Below are 17311 nucleotides of genomic sequence, written 5' to 3' on the forward strand. Positions count from 1 at the left end.
CTTCTTCCAGTCATAGTGATGAACATAATTTTCCATGATGGTTTAAAACTTATGCATTCGTTCATCGCTTCGGCTCTTGATTACTGCATGCTGCACGAATATGTTTGTCCCTTGGACATGTAGCGTTCCCAGACACCAGGCTCAGCCTGTGTCCACCCACTGTCCGAAAGACGCTGCGGTTCCGCTATTCTAATTCTGCACACTCCGTCAAAATCAGGCGTAATAACCGCTTCCTTCAACCTGCCCTCGGACCATTCGATGCTTACGGTGAACCCGCCGCGGGCGCGCAAGCCTGTAGCTGCTCCTTTGTTCCAAGCTTTAGGAAGCGCCGGCAGCAGATGCAATTCTCCTGCATGGCTTTGCAGCAGCATTTCGGCGATCCCCGCAGTTCCTCCGAAATTGCCGTCAATCTGAAACGGCGGGTGATTGTCGAACATATTCGGAAGTGTTGATTTGGCCAACAGCGCCATCACGTTCTCATACGCCCGCTCCCCGTCTTCCAGCCTCGCCCAGAAATTGATGATCCACGCCCGGCTCCAACCGGTGTGTCCGCCGCCGTGAGCCAGCCTTCGTTCGAGCGTAGTCCGGGCCGCCGCGGCCAGTTCGGGAGTTTTGCGCACGCTGATTTGATCGCCGGGATGCAGCGCGAACAGATGCGAAATATGCCGGTGCCCCGGTTCCTTCTCTTCGTAATCTTCCAGCCACTCTTGAAGCTGGCGGTACTTCCCGATTTGCGGCTTCGGAAGGCGCGCCCGCTTCTCGATAAGCTCGCCGCGGAAATCGTCATCGACGGCGAGGCGCTCGCTCGCCTCGATACAAGCGCTGAACAACGCGTATATAATTTGGCTGTCCATGGACGGCGCAACGCAAAGCACGCCGGATTGCCCGTTCGGTAATATGTACGTGTTCTCTGGTGAAACGGAAGGACAAGTGACGAGATGCCCGTCTTTGCCTTCGACTAGGTAGTCAAGGAAAAACAGAGCCGATTCTTTCATCGTTTCATACGCCTTCGATAGAAAGACGTCATTTCTATTAAATAAGTAGTGCTCCCACAAGTGCAAACACAGCCAACCCGCTCCGATCGGCCAATACGATGCCGGCAAATAACTGTCCTGAGGCGCGGTGTCCGCCCAAATATCGGTATTATGGTGTGCGGTGAAGCCCCGGCAGCCGTACATCGCTTCCGCCGTGCGCCGTCCCGGTTCCCTCATTCTTTCAATTAATTCGAACAACGGTTCATGGCATTCCGAAAGATTGCATGTTTCGGCGGGCCAATAGTTCATCTGCGCGTTAATATTGATCGTGTATTTGCTGTCCCACGGAGGAAGAAACTTGTCGTTCCATATGCCCTGCAAGTTCGCCGGAAGGGACCCCGGCCTGCTGGACGAGATGAGAAGATATCGCCCGAATTGAAAGTAGAGCTCGACAAGTCCGGGATCGTCGCCGCCGCGCTTCACCCGCTGCAGCCGCTCTTCGACGGTCAACGCGTTCAATTCCTGCTTCGCTTCGCCCAGCGTAAGAGTAAGCCGGTCGTAAAGTGAGCTGTAATCCTCAATATGTTTACTGCGAAGCTGCCGGTAAGGTTGAATTATTGCGGCTCCGGCCGTTTCCCGGCAGTACGCCTCAGGATCATCGAATCGGAAAGAGGTACCGGCGGACAATACGAGCGTAACCGAATCCGCCCCGTCTATCGTCAAATATTCGCCTATTGTCGCTATTGTTCCGCCTTGCGCCGCCCCCTGGAGAACGGCGTAAAAATCGCATCCTCCTTCTCCGCCGCCGTTTCCTCGCATCATAATGCTGTCGTGGCCTTTTTTCTCAACCCGCTCCACATACCTCCATCTCGCCCGGCTCAACCTCGCGCTTAATGACAACGCTTTCGGCCGGTCCGCTCCGAAACGGAACACGATCGCTTGATCGGGGTAGCTTGCGAACATTTCCCGAGTATAGGTCGTTCCGCCCCGTTTATAAGTTATATTCACAATTCCCGTATTCAAATCGAGCTCCCGGCGATATTCGGTTACGGCGCCTTGCTGCTCCGCAAACTCCAGAAACAGTTCCCCAAGCGGCGTGTAGTGTCTCTGCGATTCGGGAAGTCCCGTGAAGGCCATCTTCGCCAGCCTCTCCGCTTCTTTTAATTTACCGGCAAACAACAGCTCGCGTATTTTCGGAAGATTAGGCAGCGCATCCGGATTGTTCCGGTCTCTCGGGCCGCCGTACCAGACCGAATCTTCGTTGAGCTGAATCGTTTCGTTGCCCGGTTTGCCGTAAATCATTGCGCCTAACCGTCCGTTTCCTACCGGTATCGCTTCGTTCCATTCGTCCGCCGGCTTGTCGAACCAATAAGGCGAGACCGCCGTTTTTGTCCCCTTCATCGATCGCTTGCCCCCAAATACAATAATATCGTTCGCCGCATCGCCAACCTTTTGCAGCCCGGTCATGTCGCTGACCCCTTCCCTTCGAACAGCACATTCTTTAGCCAATCGTAAGCATGCCTGCCGCTAATTTCGTGAACGCCCGGAAACAGGTCGGTCTGGAGTTGATCGCCAGCCTCTTCCCTGTCATATATCGCCCGCACCTCCTCCGCCGCCTTCAGGAAGCCTTCCCGAGGGAAGATCGGATCGTCATAACCGGATTCAAGAAATAACGGCTTTGGCGCGAACAACCCGATCAGCTCGGGCAATTCCGCGTGAACAAGCAGCCCCGGCGTGTAGTTGTCGATACAATGATGAACGGCAAAAATGCTGTCTTTAAACGTGTTCGGAAATCCGGTAAGCACCATGGCGCCAATTCGCTCGTCAAGCACAGACAAAGCGTTGGCAATTAATGCTCCGCCGGAGAACCCCATCGCGCCGATCCTGCCGCCGTCAACCTCCGGTCTTGAAATCAAATAATCGAGCGCCCGGCGCACTTCATGCACGCGAAGGCCGGTCAGCGTCTTGCCAAGCATCATGAGCTGTGTGGACAGCTTCTCGCACGAACTCGGCGCGTCGGGTTTCTTCTTCAGATCCGCAGCCAGCCTGCGCTCGCCGAAGCCGATCACATCGGGCGCGATAACCGCCAACCCCCGCTTGACCAGTTGGATAGCAAAATGCTGATGAATCCCCGGTTTGCCCTCGTCCGGCGACCCGTCCGGCAGCAGCCCGACAATTTCCCGGCTGCCGTAACCGTGGCCGTGCAGCGCCAATACGCCCGGCAGCGGCGTACCGGCTCCCTTCGGAAGCAGCACGTAAGCCGCGAATGACAGACCCGGCGTCGCCGACAATTCCACCCGCTCACGAATATAGCCGTCGCATTCGACCCGTTCCAGCAGGACCGGTTCGTGCGCAGGAGTTGATTCGAATTCGCCGATCGCATCGCGAAAAGCCCTTCTCAGCTTCTCTTTGCTCTCCTGCCGGGACTGCTTCGACGCCGATAAGCCGTGCATGCGAATCGCTTCTTCGTAACAGCGCTCCAAAAATGCGTCCCCTTGCCACCTTCCGTTCATCGCCCGCTCTCCTCACCGCAATTCATTTTCATTCAACCTCAATATATATACGTCAAACGGATGAAATTTCCTTGATGTGGGGCGGCCCTATTTTTGAAGTTCCTGTGCCTTTACGAGTCTGTATTTGAGCGGTGTTAAGCCGACGACCTTTTTGAACGTATGTATAAAGTGCGAAGTGTTCGGCAGTCCGACTTCAACGCCGATCCGCTCGACGGGAAGCGCGGAAGTGTCCAACAGATGACAAGCTTGCATAATTCTTCGCGCAGTTAAATATTCCGTTATGCTGCTCCCGGTTTCCTCTCGAAATAAACGGGATACGTAAAACTTTGAAAGATGGAGATCCGCCGCCAACCGGTCCAGGACGAATTCGTCCTGATAGTGGGTGCCCAACCAGTTCATAATTCTCTCGGAATACCTTCCCGGCCTTCGTTCCGTCTGTTTACCGTACTCCGCATCTTGAGCGTCATATTGGATCGAGCTGAGAAGCTGAAGAATAAGGAGACTGATTTCTTCCATTTGGTTTCCTATCCCGTTCTTGCACGCTCTGTCGTATAAGCCGCACAACTCTTCCACGGGGCCGATCCCTTCCGTCAAATCGAACGCCCGATTCGCCGCCGGCGCTTTCCATAATTGTACGAACAAATCGTATCTCCGGGGAAATACCCTGAGATGATTGGCCAAGATGACGGGGTCCAAGTGAATGACGGTTCGCACATACGGCTTGTCCTTCTTTATATGGGCATACACTTTGTGCAGTTCGAACGGTTGGAAGAAGAAAAGCATGCCCCGTCGGATTTCATAGCTTTGGCTGTTTACGCAAACCACTCCGCAGCCTTGATGAACAATCAATATTTCGCAGCACTGATGCCAGTGGTAGTAGCATTGCATCGGTTCCCTGCAAACATTGCCGTAACTCCATACGAGCGGTTTGTTACTGAAAGCAACGGGTTCGAAAAGAAGGCTCATCCCGATCCCCTCTCATTAGCGCAATATAGCGTTATTTTCAGATATTGTACCACAACTCAGTTAAACGGGACGGACCTATAATGTTAACAGCATCCCGATGGTTAACTGCAAGGAGGCAACCGAAGGTTGTCCGCGGATTGATGCTCAGAACGAGCAAGGAGGCAACCGAAGGTTGTCCGCGGATTGATGCTCAGAACGAGCAAAGGAGGCAATTATTATGAAATACAGAAGAGTCGGAAACAGCGGGTTGAAGATCAGCGAAATCGGTTTGGGAAGTTGGCTAACCTATGGGACGGCGGCCGAACAGGAAGCGGCGGACGCATGCATCAGGAAGGCGTTCGATTTGGGCATCAATTTCTTCGATACGGCTAACGCATACAACCGCGGAGAAGGGGAGAAAGCGATCGGCGCGGCGTTAAAACCTTACCGCCGATCCAGTTACGTGCTTTCGACGAAGGTGTTCTTTCCGATGGATTCCGGCCCGAACGACCGCGGTTTGTCCCGCAAACATATTATGGAGCAGTGCGAAGCGAGTTTGCGCCGGTTGGGAACAGACTATATCGACATCTACTTCTGCCACCGCTATGATCAACAAACCCCGTTGGAGGAGACGCTGCGTGCGCTGGACGATTTGCAAACCCAAGGCAAAATATTGTACGCCGCCGTCAGCGAGTGGAGCGCCGCGCAAATTGCGGATGCCGCCGGGATCGGGCGGAGACTGAACCTGCGTCCCTTGATTTCCAATCAGCCGATCTACAACATGTTCGAGCGGTATATCGAGCAAGAGATATTGCATGTTTCCGGACAAGCGGGAATCGGTCAAATTGTGTTTTCCCCGCTTGCGCAGGGAGTTTTGACCGGCAAATATAAGCCGGGGCAGCCGAAGCCCGAGGACAGCCGGGCGGCGAACAGCAACGTGAACCATGTAATCAACAGCTATATGAACGACCGCGTGCTGCAATGTGTTCAAGATTTGAACGATCTGGCGCAGCAAATGGGTGTAACTCTCGCCCAGCTGTCGTTGGCTTGGGTGCTGCGCCATCCGGGGGTCAGCTCCGCGTTGATCGGCGCCACGAAGCCTCATCAGTTGGAAGAAAACGTGAAGGCCGTGAATGTCGTGCTGGATCAGGACACGCTGGAACGGATCGAAAGCATTTTGAAGCAGGTCGAAGGATTCGCCCCATTGCGGTAACGCATCATATCGACGAATTATCGCATTGTGAAACAGGAGGATCTCATGAAGATCATTACATATTCCGCTCCGGCCGTTATTCCGAAGCGGAACGATTTTTCGGTGCGCGTCCGGGTGCCGGGAGGCAAATGGGAACCGCTTGAAGTGTACGAAGTGAAGGTGGACATGCATCAGGTGAGGGAAGCTTCGATGGCTTATTTCGACATGGAAGGCGCCGTTGAAACGGAGATCACATACCATGCGGGAACGGTCGAAAGCGCAGTCATACGTCCGTTGTCGTTCAATATTCCGTTCGAATAAGACGGGAATACGATTCGAATGACGCTTGAGACCGTCCGTGCAAGCTATCCGTCGAGATCAACGGCGAGCGATTCCGTAATTTGCACTTGTTCGCGAATCCGTTGGAGGACAATCCGCCGAACCCGGAAGACGACAATGTGTTCGTCGTCAAGCCGGGCATCCACCGGCTCGAACATCTACTGGATCCACTAACTTCACCGGCGTCGCCGCACGGTAAGGCGCCCGACGTCCTATATTTCGCGCCGGGCATGCATTATATAGAGGAAACAATCCTCCCCATCCCGTCGGGCAAAACGGTGTACATCGCCGGAGGAGCGGCGGTGGCGGGCTCAATGGTGTGCGATTCTGTGGAAAACGTCACGGTTCGCGGAAGGGGGATGCTTTACTTGGCGGATTTTCATCGCTTCTCCGCTTTCCGGGGGGTTCGAATCCGGTTTTCGAAACAGATCGCCGTCGAAGGCGTCATACTTCTGGACCCGCCGCATTACAGCATTTATATCGGCGGCTCGGAGCACGTGAACATCCGGAATTTCAAATCGTTCAGCACGAAGGGCTGGTCGGACGGCATCGATATCATGTCCAGCTCCCATATCGATATCGATGCCGTGTTTCTAAGGACTTCGGACGACTGCATCGCCGTATACGGGAGCCGATGGCAGTATTACGGCGATTCCAAGGATATTACGGTGAGAAATTCCGTATTCTGGGCCGACGTTGCGCACGCCCTCAATGTCGGTATCCACGGCGACCATCACCGGAATGGCGATGTCATTGAAAACATTCGCTTCGAGAATATCGATATATTGGAGCATCACGAGCCTCAACCCAACTACTGGGGAGCGATGGCCATCTGCGCGGGCGACAAAAATATCGTCCGAAACGTGACATTCGACAACATCCGTGTGGAGCATATCGAGCTCGGCCAGTTGTTCGACATCCGGGTCGTGTGGAACAAGGACTACAATCCGGTTGCCGGTAAACGGGTGGAAAATATTTTGTTCAAAAATATCGTATATAACGGCGATAATCCCAATCCCTCGCGGATTTACGGCTTTGACGGGGAACGTGCTGTGGAGGGCGTGACCTTCGTCAATCTGCGGATCAATGGACAGACCGTGATGCAGGCGGATCATCCGGCTCTTGACGTTAACGAATTCGCCCGCAATATCGTGTTTCGGGCGGAATGAGGAATTGAAACCCAACCGAAGAAATTGCTTTGCCCGATCGGGATTCAATATTTGAACAATCGCAACGCGATTTTTTACGTATATCCTTCGGAACGATGGATATACGTTTTTGTTTCGATGGAGGACGCAGCCTAAGCGAAGTGTTTCGTTAGAACTACTCTTGGGCGCGTACCAAGCACAAAAACTGCCGCTCTAACCGGAGTTTCTCCGGTTAGGATGGCGCAGCAGTCCCAAATTCAGCGCTCTATCCGGAGTTCTCCGGTTAGGAGGTCGTAGCAGTCCCAAATTCAGCGCTCTATCCGGAGTTTCTCCGGTTAGAAGGTCGTAACGGGCCGAAATTCAGCGCTCTATCCGGAGTTTCTCCGGTTAGGAGGTCGTAGCAGCCCGAAATTCAGCGCTCTAACCGGAGTATCTCCGGTTAAAAGGGTGCAAAGTGCCAAAAATGAGCGCTGTAACTGGAGTTTCTCCGGTTAGGAGGTCGTAGCAGCCCGAAATTCAGCGCTCTAACCGGAGTATCTCCGGTTAAAAGGGTGCAAAGTGCCAAAAATGAGCGCTGTAACTGGAGTTTCTCCGGTTAGGAGGTCGTAGCAGCCCGAAATTCAGCGCTCTAACCGGAGTATCTCCGGTTAAAAGGGTGCAAAGTGCCAAAAATGAGCGCTGTAACCGGAGTTTCTCCGGTTAAAAGTCGTCCTGGAGAGCCCCCTTGAAATGGTATTCATCCAATTTCAAGGGGGCTTTGTTTTAACGATATAGAATTTATAAGTTTTGTGCCACAACATGAAACGAGTAAATTCTATACCAAGAAAAACTTCCTCTACATCGCGGTCGCTCATCCTTGAATGTACTTCGATAGAAGTTTTTCTTATATTTGCATCGAAGGATAAATTGCGGAATAAGGTGCAAAATAATGAACGACTGCGGTCCTTAACCATACATCTATCGGGAGGTATAACCTTGTCTAAAGAACTGCGTCAAGCTTTGATGCCGATTATGGTCAAAGAAGAAATTGCATCGGAACTGGGCCCTCTACATAGTCAACTGAACCAAATGCAGCAAACCTTGTCGCAGTTTCAAAATCATGAACAAGGTTCGTCTTCTTCTCAAAATCAGCAGCAAAATCAACAGCAACCCAACCAGCTTGTACAGCAAATCAATCAATTCGGCAATCAAATCCAGGACCAGAAAAAACGCGCGTTCCAACAGCTTCAGCAATCCATCCAACAAGCGGTACAAACGTTGAACGACGCGAACCAAAACCTTCAAGCCTTTCAAGTGTTAACACAAATGCAGGATTTGGCGTCTCAAGCGCAGCGGCAGCTGCAGCAAATGGAAAAGCAATCTCAACAGTCACAGCAATCCCAACAACAATCGCAGCAACAATCGCAGCAACAATCCCAGCAACAGCCCCAGCAGCAGTCCCAACAATCTCAGCAATCGCAAAACAACAACAACAACAACTTTGCTAACAATAGTAACAACAAAAACAATAGCAATGACACTAATGCGCTGTTGCAATGAACTGATACTCGAAGCGCCGCCCCCTTGCGAACGTACCCGTATACCGTATCGTGTAGGGGATTTTTTGTGCGTACAAACAAGCCGCTCTTATATCGGCGAGTTGTACTCCGGCCTTCCGCTCTTCCAGGTGCGGTTACGAACCGGCGCAAGCAGCTCGAGCACTTCTTGCAGCAGCTGCTCATTCAGCGGCTCTTCCGTCCAGCGGATGTTCTTAACAATATTGTCCACGCTGGCAGTGCTTACCAACGTAGTTGGAATCCGCTCATCGGCCACCGCATACTGAATTGCCAGTTTTGACAGCTCTTCTCTTTTTCCCGCGCAGTATTCATACGCAAGCTTGCAGCGTTCCCGAATATCCGCCGGCGCAGGATGCCAATCCGGAACAGGTCTTCCGTTCAGCAATCCCATTGATAGCGGAGAAGCGTTAATAAGGCCCACCCTCTTATCTTGCAGCAAGGGCACAAGCTCAAGAAGCGAGCAATCGTTCAAGGCGTAATGACAATATGATAAAATGACATCCAATTCTTCTACCGAAAGCGTCTTACGAAATACGTCCAGCGGCAAGCCCGATACGCCGATAAACCTCGCTTTCCCCTGCTGCTTTATTTTTCTGAGCGCGGGCAATGCTTCGTGAACGACTTGCTCGAACGGAACGAACTCCATATCATGCAGAAGCAGGATGTCGACATATTCGGTCTGCAGCCGCTGCAGACTCTCATCTATGCTTGCAAGGATGCGCGCTTCCGAGTAATCGAATTGATCCGCACCGTACCGGCCGGCTTTCGTCGACAGGATGAAAGAATCGCGAGGAAGCTGACGGATCGCTTTGCCCAACACCGTCTCCGCTTTCGTCAAACCGTAATACGGCGACACATCGATGAGATTGATGCCTCCGTCGACGGCTGCGTGCACGGTCCGTATCCCTTCCCCCTCGTCGATGTCTCTGAATACGGAACCCAGAGAGGATGCTCCGAAACTAAGAACGGAAACGTCTAACCCGGTTTTTCCAAGCTTTCTATACTTCAAGATGCGTCACCCCCGTTTTACCCGTCTATGGAAACCACGGCTTTGATCACTTTCGATTCCGGCTTCAACCATGTTTCGAACGAGTCGATCGCATTCTCGAATGAAGCCCGATGCGTAATATACCGGTCGAGGTCGACCGATTTCGTCTTCACCATCCGGATCACTTGTCGGAAGTCCTCTTTCGTGGCGTTACGGCTGGCCAGCAAAGTCAATTCCTTCTTATGGAAATCCGGATCATGGAAAGTAATGTCCGATTTAACGAGGCCTACGTAGACGAGCTTTCCGCCGTGAGCCGCATAATCGAATGCGCTCGTCATGGAACGGGCGTTGCCCGTCGCATCGAAGACGACGGTAGGCAACTCGCCGCCGGTAACCGACTCCAACTGCTTGAGCGGTTCGTTCGCCGCGTTCACCGCATGCGCCGCGCCGGCCCAATCTTTGCAAAATTGCAGCCGCTCCTCATTAATGTCCATGGCGATAACGTTCGCGCCGCGATCCTTCGCACATGCCATCACGCCGAGTCCGATCGGCCCGGCTCCGATGACGAGCACATTCTCGCCCGGCTCCAAATCCGCCCTGCGCACCGCATGCGCGCCGATGCTGAGCGGTTCAAGCATGGCCGCGTGTTCGATCGGTATACCGCCCGTCTTGATGAGATGATCGGCAGGCACGGCGATGTACTCCCTCATTCCTCCGTCTTCATGAACGCCGAGCACTTTCATCTTGGTGCAGCAGTTCGTCTTCCCTCTTCTGCACGCTATGCAAGTCCCGCATTCCAAATAAGGAATAACCGCCACTTCATCGCCGTTCGCCAATCCGTATTCGTTATCGCCAATGCTCTCTATGACACCCGACAGCTCATGCCCCAAAATACGAGGATAAGTGAAGAAAGGCTGGTTGCCTTGGAATGCATGAATATCCGTTCCGCATATGCCGATCCGCCGGATGCGGATCAGCGCTTCGCCCGGCTTCGTAACCGGACGGTCCGTTTCGGTCATTGCAAACCGAAACGGAGTTTCACAAACAATCGTTCTTGACTTCGTCACTTGCACATCGCTCCCCGACTATCGAATATACAATGTTAACGGTTGAAGCCGAAGCTCCTTTAACCCTTCTACGACGAGCTCGGCCACCTTGATCGCGCCATGCTCTTGGAAGTATGCAGAAGTCGCGGCGCAGTCCCGCTTCCCCAGGCTCTCCGCGGTCCTTCGCCGAAACGCGGGACACGCTATCGAAGCCGAACCCGGTCTCCGCATCATAAACCGTATTCTCCGTCACCTTCACATATCCTTCTTCCGCTTCAGCCGTGCCGAAATCGAATTTATAGCTTTCCGGCATCCTTTTCTCCTCCTCTCCTCTTTCGGAACATTTTACCATTCCCATTATCCGTCAGGAGCCTCGGGTTGACAACGCTTACTTTCGGGTGACATACTTTGGACACATTCCTCTGCTACAAGGAGCCCATCGTAAGATTGGCGCGCAGCGCTCAAACACAAGCATGGAGAAGGTGACACCCTTGCAGTCATGGTTCGATGCCTTTAAGCACATGAAAATCAAAAACAAGATCTCCCTCCTCATCGCATTTATCGTAGCCGTGACCTTCTCTTTTACCGTGATCGTCCAACAATACGCATTTTCCATTTATGACCGTCAATTATATGAAAAATCGTCCCAAGTTTTGAACCTGTCCTCTTCCGCCATCGAAACGGAGCTGAAGCGGATCGGTCAAATTTCGTACAAAATTATCGCCGACGCCCAAATCCAGAAGCTGCTGCTGTCCGTCAAGACGAGCGAATCGGATTACGAGCGGCTCGTCGTCCACCAAGATGTCATCGACCGTCTGTTCAATTATGCCGGCCTGGAGCCGTTCCTTCACTCCATTCATTTGTTCGACTCGCGCGGAACGGAACACGCCGCGGGCAACCTCACCGTTATCCATCCGTCGAAGAAGGAGCGCATCATGCAGGCGGCGAAAGAAGCGAAAGGCGGCATCGCTTGGATATTTCCGGACGAACAAGACAATGCTCTTATCTTAGCGAGGGATATACGTTCGTTTCACAAGACGAACATCTACCTTCAGCATGTGGGAACAATGGCCGTCCGAATCAATATTCAAGAAATCGTGCGCTATATTGCGAAGGAAAAATTCGAAGGCGATCTGGTCATGCTTTCCGGTTCCGAGATCATCCACCCGTTGAACCCGTCGTTCGATCCGGTTCTCGCGAACGGTCCGTTCTCAGGCAGTACCGGATATTTCACGCGTTCCACCGGCTCCAGATCATATTTCATCTCCTACCATAAATCGTCCGGCAGCGGCTGGACGTACGTAAATATGACTCCGTACGATGAAATATTCAAGCGGGTTTTGTTTGTCAAAGAGCTTGTCGTAGCGGTGTTCATAGCGATCTTTGCGGCCGTCATTTTGCTGGGAGTCCGCTTCTCGAGAAGCTTGACTCGTCCGATCGAGCTGCTGATGTGGCGCATGAAGCTGGCCGAGAAAGGCAACTTTGCCGAAGCGAATTTGCTCCAGCCGGATAAATCGCCGATGGCGATGGACGAAATCGGGTTGCTTCACCGGACGTTCCGGCTTATGATCGAGCGGATCAATACGCTCATTACCGAGAATTACGCCAACCGGCTACTGCTCAAGGAAACGGAATTCAAGGCGCTGCAAGCGCAGATCAATCCGCATTTTTTATACAACACGCTCGACTCCATCAACTGGCTGGCCAGGACGAACGGGCAGAAACAAATATCGCAGATGGTCGAATCGCTCGGTTTTCTGCTTCGGAATGCCGTCCAATTGAATGAACCGCTTGTTTCTTTGGCGGAGGAGCTCGAGATCGTTGAAAATTATGTTACGATTCAGAAATACCGCTTCGAGGAACGGCTCGAATTTATTATGGATGTTCCGGAACAACTGCGGCACCGTAAAATTCCAAAGCTCACGCTTCAGCCCTTGGTGGAGAACGCCATGCACTATGCGCTGGAACCCGGAATCGGCACATGCACGATAGCCGTAAGGGCATGGGAGACGGCGGAAGCGATCTGCATCACCGTAGAAGACGACGGTCCGGGTATACCGGAGGATACGCTCGACCGGCTGCGCCGCGGGGAATTGAAGACGAAAGGCAAAGGAATCGGCTTGCTGAACATTGACGAGCGTATCAAGATCGCTTTCGGTGACGATTACGGAATCCGGATCGGCGGCACCGCCGGCGGCGGCGCCCGGATCACGATTGCACTGCCTGTGGAAACGGAGGAAACGAACGATGTATAAAGTGCTTCTGGTCGATGATGAACGAATTATATTGGACGGAATTTCCCGGATGGTCGACTGGTCCGCATACCGGACCGAATTGGCCGGAACCGCAAGGAACGGCCTGGAAGCATACGAGCGAATCGTGGAAGAGACGCCCGATATCGTGATCAGCGACATCAAGATGCCCGGAATGGACGGCTTGGAATTGGTCGCCAAGACGCATGCGTCCAATCCGCACATCAAATTTTTGATTCTTTCCGGCTTCGGCGAATTCAATTATGCCAGCCAAGCGATGCAATACGGCGTCAAGCATTATCTGCTTAAACCGACGAACCAAACCAAAATTGCGGGCGCGCTCGCCGAAATTGTGGAAGAGCTCGACAGGAACGAACGGCGGGAAGCATTCGTCAGCCGGATGAAGGAACGGCTGGATAAAGCGCTTCCGCACGTCAAAGAACAGGTTCTTAAGGAATTTGTCACCAATAAGACGTATGGGAGAAGAGACAGGGAAATCATCCAAGACTTATTCGGAATATCGCTTGACAATCTCAAGGTCCGCTTGCTCGTATTCCAGCCGGAAGGAGCCGTGGAATATGAGCATTTATTCGCCTTAACGAACATTGCGGAAGATATTATGGGAAAGCCCCTTTTGCTGCTGAGCACGACAATCGGCGAACGGGTGCTGCTTCTTATTCGGGACGAATCCGACGAGGACGCTTTGTATGGAATGATCGGAAAGATTCGTGAGACCTTCTTCCAATTTTATAAGACGGATACGACGATCGCGCTCAGCGGCTTCGGCGATATCGCCGAAGCCCGGAGGCTTTACAGAGAAACCCTCGAATGCTTGAATCACCGGTTTTATTTGGGAGAAGGAGGCCTGATCACGAAGCAGGATATCGCGGATCAACCGAAAACCGCCGCCGATTTCATCTTCGACGAGGAAAGGCTCGTGCTGTTGGTTAAATCCGGGCGAGCCGACGATGTGAGCAAAGAGCTCGACGATTTGTTCGAGGCGATGACCGGAATCCGTTTCCCCTCGGAAATGATCAAGTCCCATGTCATTACGATGTATATGGCGATCATCCGTCAAGGCAGCTCGCAGCACTTGCACTCGTATCTTAAGGATTTGGCGAAGCTGATCGGTCTGGACACGTTCCCGTTGATGAAGGAATTCGTCACGTCGGCGGCAATGGAAATCACCGCTTACCATTACGAGACGAATCGGAACAAGCATTCCGCCATCATCGGCAAAGTTCTGGATATTATCCGCGACAATCTCGGCAATCCGATGCTGTCGCTGCATTGGGTCGCCCGCGAAATGTTATACATGAACGCGGATTATTTGGGGAAATTGTTTAAAAAGGAAGTCGGCGACAAGTTTTCCAACCATGTGACGAAGCTTCGAATGGAGAAGGCGATTGAGTTGATCGGCGAGATGGACGACGTGAAGGTGTTCGAGCTGGCCGGAATGCTTGGTTTCGGCGATAACCCGCAGTATTTCAGCCAAGTGTTCAAGAAATACACAGGATGCACGCCAACGGAATATAAGAAAACCTCTTCTTACGACGAGTCCTAGTCCCGGCCGGTTATTCAAAAGAAATTTCGTTATTACCATACCGAATGACCGCCCTTCGCTGCATAGTTGTCTGGCCATTGCTGTACGCACCGCTACAACGGACAATGTAAATTCGGCCACTCTCTAACGGTAACTGTTGCCGCTATACAACCGCCTAATAGCGCTTTTCACACGATCCTTCGAATGCAGAGGTAGTTTTTGCCGTTACAATTCGACGAATATTCGAATTCTTCGTCTAGCGGCAATTTTTGCCGTTGCATTCTTTTCATTGTCGTTAAACTTAATAATTCTAGAGTTATAAAAGAGCCCTTTAATGAACACTCTGTTTTTTGAACAAACACGTCTGATTTTTGCGTTCATTAAGCCTCTCCCTTTTATTTATAATGAAAACGCACACATTAGATACCCAAAAAGGGAGGACAAGCGAAAATGAAAAAATGGATGTTGCTGGTTCTCGCGTTCGCTCTCGTGTTCACGCTTGCCGCTTGCGGCGGCAGCGGCGGCGAGACGCCGGATAACGGTGCAGCGAACGGGACGGCCGGTTCCGGAACCGATACCGGAAACGCGGACGACGCGAAGAAGGAAGAAAAGAAAGAAGACGTCACTCTTCGCATCGCATGGTGGGGCGGTCAGCCTAGACACGATTACACGCTGAAAGTCATTGAAATGTATCAACAGCAAAACCCGCACGTGAAAATCGAACCGGAATACGCAAGTTGGGACGATTACTGGAAGAAGCTTGCACCGCAAGCCGCGGCTAACGAGCTGCCGGACATCGTGCAGATGGACTTGTCCTACTTGACGCAATACGGCGAGAAGGGACAGCTGGCGGATTTGACGCCGTTCATCGGCAGCGAAATCGACACTTCGAACATCAGCCAGGGGATCGTTGACGGCGGCAAGCTTGGCGATAAGATCTACGGCTTCAACTTAGGCGTCAACGCGCTCGGCTTCCAATACGATCCGGCGCTGCTGCAGAAAATCAACGGCCAGACGGCGATCGATCCGAACTGGACGTGGGACGACTACATGGCCTTGGCCGAGAAAGCGAAAGCCGCCAATTTGTACGTCGATACGGGCATGAGACCGGAAGTGTTCTTCAGCTACTATCTCCGCACGCAAGGCAAATCGTTGTTCAGCGCGGACGGAACTTCGCTCGGTTACGAAGACGATCAATTGTTCATCGATCACTTCTCCCGCCTGATCAACATCGTCCATATGGGCGCAGGCATGACGGCGGACCAGAAGGCGCAGTTGAAAGGACCGGAAGACGATCCGGCGGTCAAAGGCGAGGCGCTCGGCATATGGCAGTGGTCGAATCAATTCGTAGGCTACCAACAGTTGGCGAAGCGCGAGCTGGCGATGGCGCCGATGGTCGGACCGAATGCGAAGCAAGGTTTGTTTCTGAAGCCGAGCATGTTCTTCTCGATTTCCGAACACTCGAAGCAGAAAGCCGAAGCCGCCAAGTTCATCAGCTTCTTCGTGAACGACATCGAAGCGAATAAGCTCATTCTCGGCGACCGCGGCGTACCCGGCTCCAGCGCAGTGAAAGAGGCGCTTAAGCCGATATTGTCTCCGCAGCAAGCGCAAGTGTTCGATTATGTGGCATGGGCCGAAGAGAACAGCAGCCAGATGGATCCGCCGGACCCGATCGGTGCGGCACAAGTGTTCGAAGCGCTCAAAACAATCACCGAGGAAGTCGAGTACAAGAAAATCTCGATTGAAGAAGGCGCCAAGAAGTTTAGAGACGAAGCGAACAAAATATTGGCGCAGAACAAAAAGTAATAGCTAATTAACGACTCCATTAATCGTGTACGATAGCTGATCGACGGATCAGCTATCGTACTTTAAAGACATAACAGGCATTCAGAGAGAGTATGGGAGTTGGAATCGATGAGAATGAGCGTTTTCCGGCAAAATTTGACCGGGTATCTTTTTATAAGTCCGTTTATCATCGGATTTCTGGTTTTTACGGCGGTTCCGTTTTTCTCGTCGTTGTATTTGGCTTTTACCGATTTCGACATGTTCAGCACGCCGAGATGGATCGGACTCGAGAACTTCAAGGAAATGTTCACCGCCGACACGAAATATTTTCAATCCGTGAAAGTAACCGCTATGTACGTGCTCGGCAGCGTTCCGCTGCGGCTCGCGTTCGCTTTGTTCGTGGCGATGGTGTTAAATACAGTCTCCAAAGCGGTCGGTCTTTACCGGACGCTGTTATACCTGCCTTCCATCATCGGCGGCAGCGTCGCCGTCGGCATCATGTGGCGCAACGTGTTCGGGGACGAGGGAATCGTCAATCTGCTGCTTGAGTTTCTCGGCATCGGCGCGTTCCGTTGGTTCGGCGATCCGCTGCTCGCGCTCTGGATGATCATTTTCTTGTCGGTTTGGCAGTTCGGGTCGTCGATGCTCATCTTTTTGGCCGGCCTGAAAAACATTCCCGCGAGTTATTACGAGGCTGCCAGTGTCGACGGGGCGAACGCGTTTTCCAAGTTTTTCAGGATCACGCTGCCCCTTCTTACGCCGGTCATTTTATTCAATACGATCATGCAGACGATCGCCGCGTTCCAAAGCTTCGTCCCAGCTTATATCATTATGAAGGGCGGCAACGGGCCGCTCGACGGCACGCTCGTTTATGCGCTTTATCTGTTTAAGCAGGCGTTCGAGTTTTTCAGCATGGGTTACGCGTCCGCAATGGCGTGGGTGCTGCTCATCGTCATCGCGCTGCTATCCGCGGTCATCTTTATGACGTCGAAGTTTTGGGTGCATTACGAATCGAAGGGGGACAACTGAT

Annotated in this window: 14 protein-coding genes; 8 read left to right on the forward strand and 6 right to left on the reverse strand. The window is 52.5% G+C overall.

Annotation, left to right across the window (positions count from 1 at the left end; translation table 11 throughout):
• Positions 1-80: 80 nt before the first annotated feature.
• The 3 genes from JET16_RS23585 to JET16_RS23595 all read right to left on the reverse strand — a co-directional run bounded on the left by JET16_RS23585 (position 81) and on the right by JET16_RS23595 (position 4453).
• A complete protein-coding gene (locus JET16_RS23585) occupies positions 81-2375 on the reverse strand; it encodes a glycoside hydrolase family 95 protein (RefSeq protein WP_199621225.1) in 2295 nt (764 codons plus the stop codon).
• 62 nt (positions 2376-2437) lie between these two features.
• Positions 2438-3487 (reverse strand): dienelactone hydrolase family protein, encoded by a 1050-nt coding sequence (locus tag JET16_RS23590; RefSeq protein WP_199621153.1) that lies wholly within the window; start codon positions 3485-3487, stop codon positions 2438-2440.
• A gap of 87 nt (positions 3488-3574) precedes the next feature.
• Positions 3575-4453: an AraC family transcriptional regulator gene (locus tag JET16_RS23595; protein ID WP_199621154.1), complete on the reverse strand. Its 879-nt coding sequence runs from the start codon at positions 4451-4453 to the stop codon at positions 3575-3577.
• A gap of 217 nt (positions 4454-4670) precedes the next feature.
• On the opposite strand from JET16_RS23595, the gene JET16_RS23600 reads away from it, so the two are divergent.
• From JET16_RS23600 to JET16_RS23610, 4 genes are all read left to right on the forward strand, one after another.
• Entirely contained in the window at positions 4671-5645 is a 975-nt protein-coding gene (locus tag JET16_RS23600) for an aldo/keto reductase family protein (RefSeq protein ID WP_199621155.1), read from the forward strand.
• A gap of 45 nt (positions 5646-5690) precedes the next feature.
• On the forward strand, positions 5691-5945 hold the full coding sequence (locus tag JET16_RS30275; protein ID WP_233532152.1) for a hypothetical protein: 255 nt from the start codon (positions 5691-5693) through the stop codon (positions 5943-5945).
• An 80-nt stretch (positions 5946-6025) separates the two neighbouring features.
• Positions 6026-7132 carry a glycosyl hydrolase family 28 protein gene (locus JET16_RS23605; protein ID WP_233532154.1) on the forward strand — a complete coding sequence of 369 codons (1107 nt, stop codon included), beginning with the start codon at positions 6026-6028 and terminating at the stop codon, positions 7130-7132.
• A 954-nt stretch (positions 7133-8086) separates the two neighbouring features.
• Positions 8087-8650 (forward strand): hypothetical protein, encoded by a 564-nt coding sequence (locus tag JET16_RS23610; RefSeq protein ID WP_199621156.1) that lies wholly within the window; start codon positions 8087-8089, stop codon positions 8648-8650.
• Between the two features lie 87 nt (positions 8651-8737).
• Here JET16_RS23610 and JET16_RS23615 read toward each other — a convergent pair whose 3' ends face one another.
• Genes JET16_RS23615 through JET16_RS23625 form a run of 3 tightly spaced genes read right to left on the reverse strand, consistent with a single transcriptional unit; the run spans position 8738 to position 11014 of the window.
• The gene (locus JET16_RS23615; protein WP_199621158.1) at positions 8738-9676 is read right to left on the reverse strand and encodes an aldo/keto reductase; all 939 of its coding nucleotides are present in this window, start codon (positions 9674-9676) and stop codon (positions 8738-8740) included.
• Positions 9677-9693: 17 nt separating this feature from the next.
• Positions 9694-10674 (reverse strand): zinc-binding alcohol dehydrogenase family protein, encoded by a 981-nt coding sequence (locus tag JET16_RS23620; RefSeq protein WP_199621227.1) that lies wholly within the window; start codon positions 10672-10674, stop codon positions 9694-9696.
• Positions 10675-10693: 19 nt separating this feature from the next.
• Positions 10694-11014: a hypothetical protein gene (locus JET16_RS23625; protein WP_199621159.1), complete on the reverse strand. Its 321-nt coding sequence runs from the start codon at positions 11012-11014 to the stop codon at positions 10694-10696.
• A 178-nt stretch (positions 11015-11192) separates the two neighbouring features.
• Here JET16_RS23625 and JET16_RS23630 point away from each other — a divergent pair, with 178 nt between their 5' ends.
• From JET16_RS23630 to JET16_RS23645, 4 genes are all read left to right on the forward strand, one after another.
• Entirely contained in the window at positions 11193-12956 is a 1764-nt protein-coding gene (locus JET16_RS23630; RefSeq protein WP_233532157.1) for a cache domain-containing sensor histidine kinase, read from the forward strand.
• Positions 12949-14517, forward strand: coding sequence for a response regulator (locus JET16_RS23635; protein WP_199621162.1), 1569 nt, complete (start codon positions 12949-12951; stop codon positions 14515-14517). The genes JET16_RS23630 and JET16_RS23635 overlap by 8 nt, the downstream gene beginning before the upstream one ends.
• 429 nt (positions 14518-14946) lie before the next feature.
• Complete coding sequence (locus tag JET16_RS23640; RefSeq protein ID WP_199621164.1) at positions 14947-16302, forward strand: ABC transporter substrate-binding protein; 1356 nt, start codon at positions 14947-14949, stop codon at positions 16300-16302.
• Between the two features lie 108 nt (positions 16303-16410).
• Positions 16411-17310, forward strand: coding sequence for a carbohydrate ABC transporter permease (locus JET16_RS23645; protein WP_199621166.1), 900 nt, complete (start codon positions 16411-16413; stop codon positions 17308-17310).
• Position 17311 lies beyond the last annotated feature (1 nt).

The sequence above is a fragment of the Paenibacillus alkalitolerans genome (assembly GCF_016482785.1).
Classification (GTDB): domain Bacteria; phylum Bacillota; class Bacilli; order Paenibacillales; family YIM-B00363; genus Paenibacillus_AE; species Paenibacillus_AE alkalitolerans.